Origin of the sequence: Paraburkholderia tropica, from assembly GCF_900109265.1 — a bacterium.
GTDB classification, from domain to species: domain Bacteria; phylum Pseudomonadota; class Gammaproteobacteria; order Burkholderiales; family Burkholderiaceae; genus Paraburkholderia; species Paraburkholderia tropica.
In genome coordinates this window covers 66,690-80,909 of record NZ_FNZM01000009.1, presented here as the reverse complement: position 1 = coordinate 80,909, position 14,220 = coordinate 66,690, and the positions used below count along the sequence as shown (strand labels likewise).

The following is a 14,220-nucleotide window of genomic DNA, read 5'->3' as shown; positions in this document are numbered from 1 at the left end:
AGCATGAAAAAACCGGCGGCATGGGCCGCCGGTTTTGCATTGCGCGCGTGCCGGGCGCGACTTGCCGCGCCTTAGAGTTTCAGGCGCGAGATCTTGGTGCCGCCGAGCGAGAGGTCGCCGAGCAGGCCCTTGTTGGTCAGCACGAAAACCTCGACCGGCTTGGTGGCCGTGGTGGTGTCGATCGAACCGTTCGCGCCGACCTTCACGAGCGCGACCGAGGCGTCGCCGCCCACCGACCAGCCGTCCGAATTGCGGAATTTGTCGAGCGCGTCCTGCGTCATGAAGAGATAGACGACCGCTTTCGACTGCACGCCCAGCGTGGCGCCCACCGACGCGCCCGTGGTGCTGTAGTAGCCCACCGTGCCGCCGCCTACGCGCAGCGCGCCATCGCCGTGCTCGCCGCCCACCACGATGCCAGCCTGAACCACCGAGGGAAACACCAGCACGCCGCGCGCCTTGCCGACGAGTTCGCGCGAGCCCGGCACGGTCTGATACAGACGCGACATGGTGCCGTCGACGCTGGCGTCGATCGACTGGCGGCGCGAGTCGTTGGATTGTTCGGTGGGCGGCTGGTTGCCGGTGGTGGTGCAGCCTGCGAGAGCCGAGGCCGCGAGTGCGACCGCGATGGAAGTCTTCAGGATGAAGCGACGTGCTTGCATATTCTTCTCCGTTCTGTTTTCCGGACGCCTTACCGCCATGGCCGTGCCGATGACGGAGTCAGCCTTACATTTATATCACAGGGTCCGAATCCGGCCGTTTGAGCCGGGACAGGCGTTCCGGGCAGGCGAGGGCCGCGCCGCAGGGGAGAAATCAGCGTTCCGGCAGGGGTTTGGCGGCGGCCGCCGGGCGGCGCAGTGCGCGCTTGACGCCGCCCAGCACGACGCCGATCGCGAGCAGGCCGGCCGCGGGCACGACCCAATAGCCGACGAAGGCATGCCAGAGGTAGGTCATGAGCGTGGCGCGCCGCACGGCGTATTCGCTGAGCGCGTCGGCGTGACGCGCGGCATTTTCGGCCAGCACGTCGGCCGGGCAGCCTTGTGCGCGCGCGGCCTGAGGCGTGCCGCGACAGTGCAGCGGCGCGCCGGCGCTGCGTTCGGCGTCGGTGAATGTCCAGCTGGTGAGTGCGCGCTGGAGATCGGCGCGGTTATAGGCCATCTCGTCCTGGATCTCGCGCACCGCGACGATCATCACCGGCACAAGCCAGAAGACGATCACCACCAGCCAGCGGCGGAACCACCGATTCTTGTATCTCCAGACCATCCGCGCCTCCATGCGATGCCGTGCGCATCATCCAGACTCTCGCGTCCAGGCGGCGGCCCGAGGGCGTGCGTTTTCGTGTAACGGAAGGGCGGCCGCTGGAGCCATCATAGGAGAAAAACGCGGCGTCGGCGCAGGGGCGAGGGCGTGCGCATCGCGCTGTGCATCGTACTGTGCGGCGCACCATGAAAAACGACGCGCCGCAGCATGAGCCACGGCGCGTCGCGGGAACGAAAAGTACGCGCAGCGCAGATGCAAAGCGAGTCGTTCAGGACCCCTGCGCGATCGGGCGTGCGATCAGCCCTTGTTCGAAAGACACTGCTTCATGAAGGCCTTGCGATCGTCGCCTTTCTTGTCGCCGGCCTGCTGGTTACACGCCTTCATGCGCTCTTGCTGCGTCATCTTCGCCGGCGCGCCGCCGCCCGCCGAGAGACAGTCCTTCATGAAGGCCTTGCGGTCGTCGCCTTTCTTGTCGCCGGCCTGCATGTTGCAGGTCTTCATTTTCGACTGCTGGCTGTTCGGCGCAGCGGGCGCGGCGGTCTGTGCGAACGCCGGCGCGGCGAACACGCCGCCCAGCACGATTGCAGCAATGACGGATTGCATCTTCATCGTTCACTCCCATGGGATTTGGACGTTGTGGTTCGTGGTGCGAGCAGGCCGGATCGTCATTGCCCATCGCCGCGACCATTATGGCAAAGCCAACCTGAAAACGAGCTGATGATGCCTTCGGTTGACGCGCGTGCGGCACAATCACCGGCAGACGGCGTCGAAACCGCCTTCGCCTGACCATTGTTGACGATTGATCCACCATCCCGCCGATTCGTCATTCCGCCTTTGACGACCGGCGCCAACGGAGAGCGACCATGCATTACCTGCTGAAATACGACCTCGTGGACGACTACCTCGAACGCCGCGGCGCCTACCGCGACGAGCATCTGCGTCTCGCATGGGACGCGGCGCAGCGCGGCGAACTGCTGCTCGCGGGCGCGCTCGCGGAGCCGACCGATACGGCGCTGCTGCTGTTCCAGGGCGACAGCCCGGCGGCCGCCGAAGCCTTCGCGCAAGCCGATCCCTACGTGCGCGCGGGGCTCGTGAAGTCGTGGGGCGTGCGGCCCTGGCAGACCGTGGTGGGCGAGCAGGCGTCCAGGCCGGTGCATCCGGCGTGATGCGTTCGGCGTGATCGGGATAGAAACGCTGCGCGGGCAACGTGTGCGCGTCAGGCTGCTGTGTCAGGCACCCGCGTTCGCCGCGCGGTCGAGCAACTCGCGCACGGTCTCGTCGTCGACCTGATCGAAATCGAAGTAGAACTGGCCGACGCTGATGAACGACGCCGGCGTCTGCACGCACACCAGATCGTCGACGGCGTCGCCGAGCCGGGCGCGCGCACCCGCGGGCGCCACCGGCAGCGCGGCGACGATGCGCGCCGGACCGAGCGTCGCCAGCGCGCGCGCCGCCGCCTTGAGCGACGCACCCGTGGCCATGCCGTCGTCGATCAGCAGCGCCACGCGTCCCGCGACCGGCAGCGCCGCGCGTTCGCCGCGATAACGCGCCTCGCGCCGACCGAGTTCGATACGCGCGAGCGCCAGTGCGCTCTGCAATTGCGCCTCGCTCACGCCGGCTTCCCGGATCAGCGCGTCGTTCACGTATTGCGCGCCGTTCGAGGACAGCGCGCCCATCGCGAGTTCGGGTTGCCACGGCGTGCCGAGCCGGCTCACGGGCAGCACGTCGAGCGGCACGCCCAGCGCCTGCGCGACCTCGAAAGCGACCGGCACGCCGCCGCGCGGCAACGCCAGCGCGACGACGTCGCGGCGCCCGGCATAAGGCGCGAGTTGCGCCGCGAGCAGGCGGCCTGCCTCGCGGCGATCGGTGAAAGGGCGTTCCATAAACTGTTCCTGTCGATCGGCGCACCGGCCGATCCCGTCCACACACTGGGCGGAACGATCCGTGCAGTGTGCCACTTGTTTGTCATACGCGCCGGCGGCGGTGCCGACCACCTGCATCAGCCGGACAACGGTGTGTTTTCATGCGCGCCGCGATCCACGGCGCAAAGCGCGCGCGCAGCAAACGTCTCCCGCCGCGCGCTCATTTGCATACGCGGATTTCTCGTTTGGCGCGGCGCGAGCGCATGGTTACGATGAGCCGTGCCTTTCACCGACGAGGTCCGCGCCATGTCCGAATCCGCCTGTTTCTCGCCCCGCGTCGTCGAACCGGTCGAGGCCGATGCGCCCGACGGTCTCGGTCTCGCACTGGAGCTGCGGCTCGTGCGTCCGATCGACGGCATCGAGGGCCGCGCGCTGCGCATCCATCTACGGCACGGCGCGCGCATGGATCAGGCGGAAACCTTGCGCGACCTGCTGCACGAAGTCGGCGCCGATATCGTGGTGGCGTAGCGCCAACGCAGCACCGACACTGCACCCATCCCGCGCCGCTCAATCGAGTGGCGTGTCGAATAGCGCATCGAGCAGATTCGACGACGAATCCGCGAGCCGCGTCAGCGACTCGACCATCCGCACCTGGCAGTCGACCAAAGCGATTGCGCGGATGCGCCGCGACTCGCCGAACTCCGCGCCCGCGATGACGCCCGCGCCCAGTCCCTGCGCGATAGCGGTCTGCAGCGCCTCGCGGCCATCGACGTACAGCACGGGATGCACCTGCAACCCCTTGCGCACCAGTTCCGCTTCGAGCAGTTGCTGCGTGACCGAATGCGCTTCGCGAAAGATCATCGGCTCGCGCACCAGTTCCTCGTAGGTCATGCGGCGCTTCTTCGCCGCTGCACTGTCCGCGGGCACGACCGCCACCAGCGGCTCCTCGCGCAGCACGCGCGTCTCCAGCCGGCTATGCACCTGATGCGCCGCCGTGATCGCCGCGTCCACTTCGCTCGCCAGCACGCGGCGCATGCATTCCGTGGCGTTCGCGATGGCCAGCTTCACCACCACGCCCGGATAACGGCGCCGGAACGCACCGACGAGCTTGATCGCGAGATCGGGCGCGTCCGCGACCAGCGCGAGTTCGCCCGATTCGAGCGCGCCCGCCGATTCGAGCAGCCGCCGCGCGGCGCGCTCGCCGCCGACCATTTGCCGCGTGATGGCATAGAGCCGCCGCCCGAGATCGGTCAGCTCGACGCCGCGCGGCGCGCGCTCGAACAGCTTCACGCCGAAATCCTGCTCCAGCCGCTTCACGTGGTCGGACACCGCCGGCTGCGTGAGCGAAAGCGCCTGCGCGGCGCGCGAAAACCCGCCGTGCTCGGCGACCGCATGAAAAGCCCGCAACTGCGCGTACTGCATGGCAGATTCTCCTTCGCGCACATCATCGAAAATTCATCGAATCGCCTTAAAACGGTCATCGGCAGACCATAAGTTCGGCTGATACTCTCATCGATTATATCGATTTTACCGATGGGTTTCATTCGCGTACCGTAGCGGCATCCGAGCTGACGATTGACTGGAGCACCGCCTTGAACACCCACGCCGATCCGTACCTGCTGACGCCCGGCCCGCTGACCACGGCCGCCTCGACCAAAGCCGCGATGCAGCGCGACTGGGGCTCGTGGGACGCCGATTTCCGCGCGATGACGGCGCGTCTGCGCGCCGCACTGCTGGCCGTCGCCGGCGACACAAACGGCGACTACGACTGCGTGCCCCTGCAAGGCAGCGGCAGCTACTGCGTGGAAGCGATGCTGGGCAGCTTCGTGCCGCGCAACGGCCACGCGCTCGTGCTCGCCAACGGCGCATACGGCAAGCGCATCGCCACCACGCTGCGCTATCTGGGCCGCAGCCACACGGTGCATGACACGGGCGACTACCTGCCGCCGCGCGCCGCCGACGTCGATCGCCTGCTCGACGCGCACGAAGACATCACGCACGTCGTGGTCGTCCATTGCGAAACCAGCTCGGGCATCCTCAATCCGATCGAGGAAATCGCCGAAGTGACCGCGCGCCACGGCCGCCGTCTGCTGATCGATTCGATGAGCGCATTCGGCGCCGTGCCGCTCGACGTGCGCACGCTGCCGTGCGAGGCGTTCGTGTCCTCGGCGAACAAGTGCATCGAGGGCGTGCCGGGCTTCGGCTTCGTGATCGCGAAGCAAAGCGCGCTGCAAGCCGCGAAGGGCAACAGCCATTCGCTCGCGCTCGATCTGCACGATCAGTGGGACGTGATGAACCGGACGGGCCAGTGGCGCTTCACGCCGCCCACGCACGCGGTCGCCGCGTTTCTCGAAGCGCTGCGTCTGTTCGAGATCGAAGGCGGGCAGGCGGGGCGCCTCGCGCGCTACACGCGCAACCGCGATGTGATGGTCGACGGCCTGCGCGCGCTCGGTTTCGAGCCGCTGCTGACCGCAGCGTGGCGCTCGCCGATCATCGTCACGTTCTTTTCGCCCGCGCATGCGTCGTTCAGTTTCGAACGCTTCTACGAGCTGATGAAGGCGCAGGGTTTCATCATCTATCCGGGCAAGCTGACGAACGTGGAGAGTTTCCGCATCGGCTGTATCGGCGCGCTCGACGAGCACGTCATGCGTCGCGTGGTCGAGGCGTGCGGCGCTGCGCTGCGCACGCTCGGCGTGCCCGACGGCGCACCCGCGCACGCTTCGCTGGACGCCCGCGAGGCGCTTGCGGCCTGAGCGCCGAAGCCCGGGTTTCAAGCACGCTTTCTTGCCGCGCGGCGATCTGCGCAACTTCAGGATTCACGATCATGCAACACGTCAAGGCAGTGATTTTCGACTGGGCCGGCACGGTGGTCGACTACGGCTCGCGCGCGCCCATGGGCGCGTTCGTCGAAACCTTCGAGGAATTCGGCGTGCCGATTTCGATCGACGAAGCGCGCGGCCCGATGGGCATGGCCAAGCGTCCGCATATCGCGGCGCTGATGGCGCTGCCGCGCGTCGCGCAGGCTTGGCAGGCGCGCTACGGCCACATGCCCGGCGACGCCGACATCGATGCGGTCTACGATGTGTTCGTGCCGCGCAACGTGGCCGTCGCCGCGCAATACAGCGACGTGATTCCGGGCGTGGCCGCCGTGACGAAACAGTTGCGCGCCGATGGCGTGCGCATCGGTTCCACCACGGGCTACACGCGCGAAATCATCGACCGGATCGTGCCGGGCGCGGCGAAGCAGGGCTTCGAAGCCGACAGCATCGTCTGCACCGGCGACACGCCCGAGGGCCGTCCGTCGCCATACATGATCTATCGCACGCTGCCGCAACTGGGCGTGTGGCGCGCGCGCGATGCGATCAAGGTCGACGACACCGAAGTCGGCATCGAGGAAGGTCTCAACGGCGGCACCTGGGCCGTGGGCGTGGCGGTGAGCGGCAACGCGTTCGGCCTGAGCGAAGATGAAGTGCACGCGCTCGCCCCCGACGAATTCGCGCTGCGCCGCGCGGCGGCGATCGAGCGTCTGCGCGCGGCGGGCGCGCATTACGTGATCGACAGCGTCGCGGATCTGCTGCCCGTGGTCACGGAGATCGAGACGCGTCTTGCGCGCGGCGAGCGCCCTTGATGCGTCGACTGGCTGAGCGCGCTCAGTAAGTCGCGGCAAACGCCTTCTGCACCTGCGCGGGCGCGGTGACGCCGTTCGCGATCAGCAGTTGTGTGAGTACGCGCGCTTTCTGCGGATTCAGATCGAGCGAGACGGCGAAGCCGCTTGTGTCGTCGTTGACCTCGACGTTGCGGTTCACGAAGCCCGATCCCACGCGCGTCGAGCGCACCACCACGATGCCCTGTTTCGCGGCGCGTTGCAGCGCTTCGAGCGCGCTCTGCGACGTGTTGCCGTCGCCGACGCCCGCGAGCACGATGCCCTTTGCGCCGCTCGCGATGGCGTGCTCGACCGGCACGCCGTCCATGTTCGCGTGCGAGTAGACGATCTCGACGCGCGGCAGTTGATCGCCGGAGGGCAGGGCGTATTTGTGCGCATCGGGCTGGAATGCGGGCGTGAGAAAGCGCACGCTCGCCGGATCGACGTAGCCGATCGGGCCGCTGTTCGGCGAGGCGAACGTCTGCACGCTCGTGGTGTTCGTCTTGGTCGTGCCGCGCGCCGACTGGATGGTGTCGTTGAGCACGACCATCACGCCGCGTCCGCGCGCGGACGGACTGGCCGCCACCTCCACGGCTTCGTAGAGATTGCTCGGGCCGTCGGCGCTCGTGGCCGTGGACGGCCGCATCGAGCCCACCAGCACGACCGGTTTGTCGGTATGCAGCACGTTGTCGAGGAAGAACGCGGTTTCCTCCAGCGTGTCGGTGCCGTGCGTGATGACCACGGCGTCGGCTTCGTTGCGGTCGAACAGCGCCTGGATGCGCCGCGCGAGCGCGAACCAGACCTTGTCGTTCATATCCTGCGAACCGATGGACGCGACCTGCTCGGTGCTCAGCCGCGCGAGCTTGTCGATGCCGGGCACGGCCTGCACGAGTTGCTGCGCGCCGACCGCGCCCGCGTTATAGGCGTTCGCGGCGCGCGTGTCGGCCTGGCCGGCGATAGTGCCGCCGGTGGCGAGCACGGCGACGCGCGGCAGGGCGGCCGTGTCCTGCGCCAGCGCCGCGCGAGCGGGCAGCAAGGCGGCTGCGGCCGCGAGCGCGGCGGCGAGGCAACGGGCGTAAATGGCATGTCGCATGATCAGCATGATGGTTTTCCTCGGCGATCGATAATCGATTATTAAAAACGACCACTGCGAAAATACATTATTCGCCATAGGCCATTAAATTCAAATCTGGATTGCGAAATAATTGCTTTTTATTTGCGATTCAATGCGATCGGCATGGATGAAAATTCGCCAGAATGCAGTATGCGTATGAGTTTGGGGACTATTATTTGAATAATTGAAATCGATTAAATGATTGGTGATGCGAGGATCGATTTAAATCCGCAACAACGGGAAAATCCGTTGATGGATATGCAATGCCGGAATGGAGTCTTGCGAATCGCACAATCGTCGCTTGATTCAATCGTCGCGGATCACGCCGCGCGTCTTGCGCCCGCTGCGCTACCATGAGCGCCTTTGCGCCCACCACGCCGCTCATGAAGACGTTTCTGCTGTTCGTCGTTACCGCCCTGGCCGAAATCGTCGGCTGCTATCTGCCGTATCGCTGGCTGCGCGAAGGCGCGAGCGCCTGGTGGCTCGTGCCGGCCGCCGCGTCGCTCGCGCTGTTCGCGTGGCTGCTCACGCTGCATCCGAGCGCGGCGGGGCGCACGTACGCGGCCTACGGCGGCGTCTACGTGTGCGTGGCGATTCTGTGGCTGTGGGGCGTGGAAGCGATCCGGCCGAGCCCGTGGGACTGGGCCGGCATCGCCTTCACGCTCGCGGGCATGGCGCTGATCGCGTTCCAGCCGCGTTGAGCGCGCGTCCTCAGACCGGCGCTCAGACCAGCGCTCAGACGAGCGAATTGACGCCGGGAAATTTCGCGCGGAAGGCGGGCGGCATCGGCACGACCTTTTTGGCTTCGTAGTCGAAGAACACGAAGCCCGACTTCGCCATGGCGATCAGTGCGCCGTCCGTGGGTCGCGTGATGCGGAAGATGATGTCGCCGCCGTACTTGTTGAAGTCCATGATGCCCACTTCGAAGCAGAGCTGGTCGCGCGCGTAGGCTTCGGCGCGATAGGTCGTTGCGAGGTCGGTGACGATGATGCTGGTGTGCGCGTCTTTCATGTCCTCGATGCCGGCGTCGAACAGGAAGCGCGCCCGCGCTTCCGAAATCATCGAGATCATCGAGTCGTTGGCGAGGTGATTCGCCGAGTTGATGTCGGTGACGCGTACGGTGAGATGCGTCGAATAAAAGTATTGGTCTTCGGGGAAGTGGAGCTCGATGCGGGCCATGGCGCAATGCGGATAATCGAATAAGAAAGGCTTCGCGGCGGGTCGTCCATGCCGCGTGTCTCATCCACGGCGCCCGCGCACAAGCCGGGATTGTAGCGGGTCGGCGTCCGCGAGCCTATGCGCAACCGCGCGCAAGCACGGCTCTGCGCGCTTCCGGGCGCTTCTGCGCGGTTCCGGATGCGTCGCGACGCGGTCGTCATTCGTCTGATGAATCGCCGCCGCCGTCGGCCCGGCCTTCGCGCACGCCGCAACCGGTTGCGGACCGGGCGCGCAAATTGCTCTCATCCGCATTGCTCGCGAAGCGCTTCCCGCGCGATGCTGCCCGTTCGTCGCGCGCAACGCCACCGCCGCGCAGCGTCGCGCGCGCACGGAGCCAGCATGCCGCCCCGAAGCGGCTATAACGCGTCCACATTGCGTCCACATCGCGCCCCTACGCTTACGCGGGAATGTCCATGACGTCAGAACGGATCGACGATGCCCACGCCCCGAATCCGGCCGCCCGCACGGCCGTGAGAGAAGGCGTGCGCCCCGCGCTCCAGGCGAACGCGCAGCCCACCCAGAACGGGCAGTTCATACCGGCAAGCGCGGCAAATATTGCACAGCAGGCCGCCGGCACGCTGGCGACGATGGCCGAACTCGTGCGCGGCTACGATTGGTCCGCGACGCCGCTCGGCGCGAGCGCGGCGTGGCCGCACAGCCTGCAGAGCGTCGTGCGCCTGATGCTCGCGTCGCGCTACGCGATGTGGCTCGCGTGGGGCCCCGAACTCACGTTTCTCTGCAACGATGCCTATCGGCCGACGCTCGGCGCGAAGCAGCAGTTCATCGGTTTGCCCGCGCGCGAGGTCTGGGCCGAAGTCTGGACCGAAGCCGGTTCACGCATCGAGCACGTGCTCGCCACCGGCGAGGCCACCTGGGACGAAAGCCTGCAACTCTTTCTCGAACGCAATGGTTTCAAGGAAGAGACTTATCACACGTTTTCATACGGTCCCGTGCACGATGACAGCGGCAGCGTTCAGGGCATGCTCTGCGTGGTCACGGAGGAAACGCGGCGCGTGCTGTCCGAGCGGCGGCTCGCCACCGTCGCGCAGTTGTCGGGGACGGCGCGCAACGCGCAGTCCGTGGCCGAAGCCTGCGCCGAGATGCTCGCCGCGCTCGACGGCAACCGTCACGATCTGCCTTTCGTCGCGCTCTATCTGCTCGACGCGGATGGCGGCAGCGCGCGCCTCGCGGCCACCAATCACGCCGGCGCGTCGCCCTTGCCCATCCGGCTGAATCTCGCCGACACCGCGCCCGGCAGCCTCGCGGCGGCGCTCGCCGAGGCGTCATGTGCGCCGCACGAAGACGTGCTGCTCGAAACCACCGTACTCGACGGCGTGCTGCCCGCCGAATCGGCATGGCCCGAACCCGTGAGCCGCGCGGCGATCGTGCCGCTTCGGCGTCGCGCGCCGGGCGGACAGAGCGGGCAGGGCGCGACGGCTGCACCGGGCGCCGCGACCGATCATGGCGCGCGCCACGCGACGCTCGGTTTTCTCGTCGCGGGCGTGAGTCCGCGTCTGCTTTTCGACGACGATTACCGCGCCTTCCTCGGCCTCGTCGGATCGCAGGCGGGCAGCATCGTCGAAGGCGCGCGCGCCGTGGAAACCGAGCGCGAGCGCGTCGAGCAACTGGCCGCGCTGGACCGCGCCAAGACCACCTTCTTTTCGAACGTCAGCCACGAACTGCGCACGCCGCTCATGCTGATGCTCGCGCCGATCGACGATCTCGTGGCAGCCGACCGCGATCCCGCGCGCCTCGCGCTGTTGCGTCTCGCGCGCCGCAACGGCCACCGCTTGCTGCGGCTCGTGAATTCGCTGCTCGATTTCGCGCGCATCGAGGCAGGGCGCAGCGACGTCGGCTACGAAGCCACCGATCTCGCGCGCTATACGCAGCACGTCGCGAGCACGTTCCGCTCGGCGATCGAGCGCGGCGGACTCGCGTACCGCGTGCAATGCCAGCTCGACGAAGCGGTCTACGTCGACCGGCCGATGTGGGAAAAGATTGTCCTCAATCTGCTGTCGAATGCGTTCAAGTTCACGCTCGCGGGGCGTATCGGCGTGAATCTCGCGCGCGATGGCCAGTGTGCGGTGCTCACGGTGGAAGACAGCGGCTCGGGTATTCCGGCGCACGAAATGCCGCGTCTGTTCGAGCGTTTTCATCGCGTGGAGGGCACGCAGGGGCGCACGCAGGAGGGCTCCGGCATCGGCCTCGCGCTGGTCCAGGAACTGGTGAAACTGCACGGCGGCACCATCGAGGCGGCGAGCGAGCCAGGACGCGGTTCGCGCTTCACCGTGCGCGTGCCGCTGGGCCGCGCGCATCTGCCGGCCGAGCGCGTGCGTGAGCCGGGGCCGGACGCGCCGCGCGGCGTCGACGTCCTGCGCAACGGCGATGCGCAACTGGCCGCCGCGTTCGCCGCCGAAGCGGCGGGCTGGCTCGGCACCTTGCCGCCGGGCGCGGGCGAGACAAACGGCGAGGGCGCGCAGCACGGCGTCGATGCGGCCCGCGCTGGCAATGGCGTCGCCGCCGAGGCTGCCGCCGCACCGGCATGGTCGGCGGGGCTGCGCGACCGGCGTTTCGCGCTCACGTTCGGCTCGCGCATCCTGCTCGTCGACGACAACGCCGACATGCGCGCCTACGTCGGCAGCTTGCTCGCGAGCGCGTGGCAGGTCGAACTTGCCGCCGACGGCGCCGAAGCGCTCGAACGCGCCCGCCGCACGCGTCCCGACCTGATCCTCGCCGACGTGATGATGCCGCGCCTCGACGGCTTCGGCCTGCTGGCCGAAGTGCGGCGCGACCCGGCGCTGCGCGAAGTCCCCGTGATCCTGCTCTCGGCGCGCGCGGGCGAGGAGGCGCGCATCGAAGGCCTCGACGCGGGCGCCGACGACTATCTCGTCAAGCCGTTTTCGGCGCGCGAACTCGCCGCGCGCGTGGGCGCGCTGCTCGAACGCACGCAGATCCGCCACGCCAACGAGCAGTTGCTCGAACTCGCGCTCTCGAGCATTCAGGACCAGTTCTTCATGCTCGACGAAGACGCGCGCATCACGCTCGCCAATCCGCAATTCCTGGAGATGACCGGCGTGAGCGCGCCGCACGCGCTCGGCCGGCGCATCGTCGATGTGTGTCCGGAGGCCAACAGCAACGGCTTCAACGAAGCGCTGCGGGCGGCGCTCGACGCCGGCGCGGTGCAGCAGTTCGAGACCTGGTGCGCGCGTCGCGGGCGCTGGTACGAAGTGCGCATCTATCCGGCCGCGCATGGCGCCGCCGTGCTGCTCTCCGACATCAGCGGACGCAAGGCCGATCAGGAAGCGATCCGCGTGCGCACCGCGCAATTCGAAACGCTGATGAACGAAGCGCCGCTCGGCGTCTATCTGATCGATCGCGAACTGCGCATCCGCGAAACCAATCCGGGCGCGCAGGCGTTTTTCGGCGACGCCGCGGACCTCACCGGCCAGGATGTGGGCGCGCTGATGCGGCGCGTCTGGCACCCGCCCTACGCGGACGAAATCGTCGCGATCTTTCGCGACACGCTGGCGACCGGCGCGCCGTATCACACGCCCGAACGCAGCGAGCCGCGCCGCGACCGCGAGCGCGTCGAGTGCTACGAATGGGAAGTGCATCGCACGCCGCTCGCGGACGGCGAATTCGGTCTCGTCTGCTATTTCCGCGATATCTCGGCGCAGGTGCGCGTGCGTCAGCAACTGGAGGAGGCCGATCAGCAGAAGGACGCGTTTCTCGCCACGCTCTCGCACGAACTGCGCAATCCGCTCGCGCCGATCCGGAGCGCCGCGGCGATTCTCGATTCGAAGTCGCTGACGCCGGAGCAACTGGCGTGGGCGACCGACGTGATTCGCCGTCAGGTTTCGCATATGTCCGGATTGCTCGACGATCTGCTCGACCTCGCGCGCGTGACGTGCGGCAAGCTCGATTTGCGCCGCGATGTCGTGAATCTCGGCGGCGTGATCAAGACCGCCGTCGAGGCGTCGCGGCCGCTGCTCGAACGCAAGCGGCACACGCTCACCGTGCATGCGCCGCTGCCCGACGTGCTGATCGACGCCGACGCATTGCGGCTCGCACAGGTGATCTCGAACCTGCTGAACAACGCGGGTAAATACACCGATCCGGGCGGCCACGTCGAACTCGCGATCCAGGTGGAGGGCGCGACGATCGAACTCGTCGTGAAAGACGACGGCATCGGCCTGCCGCCCGACGCCGACGAACGTCTCTTCGCCATGTTCTCGCAGATCGACGCGCGTTCGCCGCGCGCCGAAGGCGGACTCGGCATTGGCCTTGCGCTCTCGAAAGGACTCGTGCGGCTGCACGGCGGCTCCATTCACGCGCGTTCCGACGGGCCGGGACGCGGCAGCGAATTCCGTGTCGTGCTGCCGATCGTCGTGCCCACGCTGCGTTCGCGCGCCATCGTCGACGACGCGCATCAGCCGGCGAGGGCGGCGCGGCGCGTACTCGTCGTCGACGACAACAAGGACGCGGCCGAAAGTCTCGCGCTGCTGCTCTCGCTCTCGGGCCACGAGGTGCGGGTGGCGCATGCGGGCGCGGCGGCGCTCGAACTCGCGCTCGTGTTTCATCCGGAGGCGGTGCTGCTCGATCTCGGCATGCCCGGCCTGAGCGGTTATGAAGTGGCGCGCGCGCTGCGCAGCTTGCCCGATACGCAGGAGACGGTGGTGGTGGCGCTCACCGGCTGGGGGCAGGACGAGGATCGCAAGCGCACGCTTGACGCGGGCTTCGACTGGCACATCACGAAGCCCGCCGACCCCGACGAAATCCTGCATCTGCTCACGCGCTCGCGCAGCGAACTCGTGAGCGTGCGCACCGCGGCGCAAGGCGCGCGCGCGCCGCAGCGGTCGTCGTAGCGTTTTTCGGCGCGCTTTTCGGCGCGTTTGCCGATGCGTTAGCTATTGCGCTAATCGACGGCGCGTTCGGGCGGTGCGTCGGACGGCGGATCGCCGAGCGGCGGAGGCGGCGGCACATCGCTGTCCGGAACGGGCGGAGGCTTGCGCTGGGGCGTTTCCGGCGTGTTGGGCTCTTCGGTCGGCAGATGCGCGTGAAGAGGCGCAGGATAGGGATGAGGCAGGAAAGCGTGGGGCATAGATGGCTCCGGGTGTTCGTCGAGC

The 14,220-nt window shown here is 67.6% G+C and carries 14 protein-coding genes; 6 read left to right on the top strand and 8 right to left on the bottom strand.

The features are described from left to right. Positions 1–71: 71 nt before the first annotated feature. The 3 genes from BMY06_RS16235 to BMY06_RS16225 form a co-directional block, all read right to left on the bottom strand. Positions 72–659: a BPSL1445 family SYLF domain-containing lipoprotein gene (locus BMY06_RS16235; protein WP_065065516.1), complete on the bottom strand. Its 588-nt coding sequence runs from the start codon at positions 657–659 to the stop codon at positions 72–74. A gap of 151 nt (positions 660–810) precedes the next feature. Further along, positions 811–1,260, bottom strand: coding sequence for a hypothetical protein (locus BMY06_RS16230; RefSeq protein WP_065065515.1), 450 nt, complete (start codon positions 1,258–1,260; stop codon positions 811–813). A 294-nt stretch (positions 1,261–1,554) separates the two neighbouring features. Next, positions 1,555–1,866, bottom strand: coding sequence for a PsiF family protein (locus tag BMY06_RS16225; RefSeq protein WP_065065514.1), 312 nt, complete (start codon positions 1,864–1,866; stop codon positions 1,555–1,557). A 254-nt stretch (positions 1,867–2,120) separates the two neighbouring features. Between BMY06_RS16225 and BMY06_RS16220 the strand changes: the two genes are divergently transcribed. Then, the gene (locus tag BMY06_RS16220) at positions 2,121–2,423 is read left to right on the top strand and encodes a YciI-like protein (RefSeq protein WP_065065513.1); all 303 of its coding nucleotides are present in this window, start codon (positions 2,121–2,123) and stop codon (positions 2,421–2,423) included. 63 nt (positions 2,424–2,486) lie between these two features. Here BMY06_RS16220 and BMY06_RS16215 read toward each other — a convergent pair whose 3' ends face one another. Then, complete coding sequence (locus BMY06_RS16215; RefSeq protein WP_074984145.1) at positions 2,487–3,140, bottom strand: phosphoribosyltransferase; 654 nt, start codon at positions 3,138–3,140, stop codon at positions 2,487–2,489. Positions 3,141–3,425: 285 nt separating this feature from the next. Between BMY06_RS16215 and BMY06_RS16210 the strand changes: the two genes are divergently transcribed. Further along, positions 3,426–3,647, top strand: a complete 222-nt coding sequence (locus BMY06_RS16210; protein ID WP_065065512.1) for a hypothetical protein — start codon at positions 3,426–3,428, stop codon at positions 3,645–3,647. A 39-nt stretch (positions 3,648–3,686) separates the two neighbouring features. Here the strand turns inward: BMY06_RS16210 and BMY06_RS16205 are convergent, their stop codons facing one another. Then, the gene (locus BMY06_RS16205) at positions 3,687–4,541 is read right to left on the bottom strand and encodes a LysR substrate-binding domain-containing protein (protein ID WP_065065511.1); all 855 of its coding nucleotides are present in this window, start codon (positions 4,539–4,541) and stop codon (positions 3,687–3,689) included. 170 nt (positions 4,542–4,711) lie between these two features. Between BMY06_RS16205 and BMY06_RS16200 the strand changes: the two genes are divergently transcribed. Continuing rightward, complete coding sequence (locus BMY06_RS16200) at positions 4,712–5,872, top strand: 2-aminoethylphosphonate--pyruvate transaminase (protein WP_390970140.1); 1,161 nt, start codon at positions 4,712–4,714, stop codon at positions 5,870–5,872. Positions 5,873–5,943: 71 nt separating this feature from the next. After that, positions 5,944–6,747, top strand: a complete 804-nt coding sequence (phnX, locus tag BMY06_RS16195) for a phosphonoacetaldehyde hydrolase (protein WP_074984142.1) — start codon at positions 5,944–5,946, stop codon at positions 6,745–6,747. Positions 6,748–6,769: 22 nt separating this feature from the next. Here the strand turns inward: phnX and BMY06_RS16190 are convergent, their stop codons facing one another. Continuing rightward, positions 6,770–7,864 (bottom strand): asparaginase, encoded by a 1,095-nt coding sequence (locus BMY06_RS16190; RefSeq protein WP_080180157.1) that lies wholly within the window; start codon positions 7,862–7,864, stop codon positions 6,770–6,772. A gap of 395 nt (positions 7,865–8,259) precedes the next feature. Here BMY06_RS16190 and BMY06_RS16185 point away from each other — a divergent pair, with 395 nt between their 5' ends. Further along, a complete protein-coding gene (locus BMY06_RS16185; protein ID WP_027814707.1) occupies positions 8,260–8,577 on the top strand; it encodes a YnfA family protein in 318 nt (105 codons plus the stop codon). 34 nt (positions 8,578–8,611) lie between these two features. On the opposite strand, the gene BMY06_RS16180 is transcribed toward BMY06_RS16185, so the two are convergent. Further along, a complete protein-coding gene (locus tag BMY06_RS16180; protein ID WP_065065507.1) occupies positions 8,612–9,055 on the bottom strand; it encodes a thioesterase family protein in 444 nt (147 codons plus the stop codon). 452 nt (positions 9,056–9,507) lie between these two features. Between BMY06_RS16180 and BMY06_RS16170 the strand changes: the two genes are divergently transcribed. Continuing rightward, positions 9,508–13,959: an ATP-binding protein gene (locus BMY06_RS16170; RefSeq protein ID WP_074984138.1), complete on the top strand. Its 4,452-nt coding sequence runs from the start codon at positions 9,508–9,510 to the stop codon at positions 13,957–13,959. Positions 13,960–14,009: 50 nt separating this feature from the next. Here the strand turns inward: BMY06_RS16170 and BMY06_RS16165 are convergent, their stop codons facing one another. Continuing rightward, complete coding sequence (locus BMY06_RS16165) at positions 14,010–14,195, bottom strand: hypothetical protein (protein ID WP_065065504.1); 186 nt, start codon at positions 14,193–14,195, stop codon at positions 14,010–14,012. Positions 14,196–14,220 lie beyond the last annotated feature (25 nt).

What these genes read in the sequence shown, in the direction of transcription:
- BMY06_RS16230 (WP_065065515.1), bottom strand. Translation starts at nt 1,260, where the DNA reads ATGGTCTGGAGATACAAGAATCGGTGGTTCCGCCGCTGGCTGGTGGTG.
- BMY06_RS16190 (WP_080180157.1), bottom strand. Translation starts at nt 7,864, where the DNA reads ATGCTGATCATGCGACATGCCATTTACGCCCGTTGCCTCGCCGCCGCG.
- BMY06_RS16225 (WP_065065514.1), bottom strand. Translation starts at nt 1,866, where the DNA reads ATGAAGATGCAATCCGTCATTGCTGCAATCGTGCTGGGCGGCGTGTTC.
- BMY06_RS16220 (WP_065065513.1), top strand. Translation starts at nt 2,121, where the DNA reads ATGCATTACCTGCTGAAATACGACCTCGTGGACGACTACCTCGAACGC.
- phnX (WP_074984142.1), top strand. Translation starts at nt 5,944, where the DNA reads ATGCAACACGTCAAGGCAGTGATTTTCGACTGGGCCGGCACGGTGGTC.
- BMY06_RS16205 (WP_065065511.1), bottom strand. Translation starts at nt 4,541, where the DNA reads ATGCAGTACGCGCAGTTGCGGGCTTTTCATGCGGTCGCCGAGCACGGC.
- BMY06_RS16170 (WP_074984138.1), top strand. Translation starts at nt 9,508, where the DNA reads ATGACGTCAGAACGGATCGACGATGCCCACGCCCCGAATCCGGCCGCC.
- BMY06_RS16185 (WP_027814707.1), top strand. Translation starts at nt 8,260, where the DNA reads ATGAAGACGTTTCTGCTGTTCGTCGTTACCGCCCTGGCCGAAATCGTC.
- BMY06_RS16210 (WP_065065512.1), top strand. Translation starts at nt 3,426, where the DNA reads ATGTCCGAATCCGCCTGTTTCTCGCCCCGCGTCGTCGAACCGGTCGAG.
- BMY06_RS16165 (WP_065065504.1), bottom strand. Translation starts at nt 14,195, where the DNA reads ATGCCCCACGCTTTCCTGCCTCATCCCTATCCTGCGCCTCTTCACGCG.
- BMY06_RS16215 (WP_074984145.1), bottom strand. Translation starts at nt 3,140, where the DNA reads ATGGAACGCCCTTTCACCGATCGCCGCGAGGCAGGCCGCCTGCTCGCG.
- BMY06_RS16235 (WP_065065516.1), bottom strand. Translation starts at nt 659, where the DNA reads ATGCAAGCACGTCGCTTCATCCTGAAGACTTCCATCGCGGTCGCACTC.
- BMY06_RS16180 (WP_065065507.1), bottom strand. Translation starts at nt 9,055, where the DNA reads ATGGCCCGCATCGAGCTCCACTTCCCCGAAGACCAATACTTTTATTCG.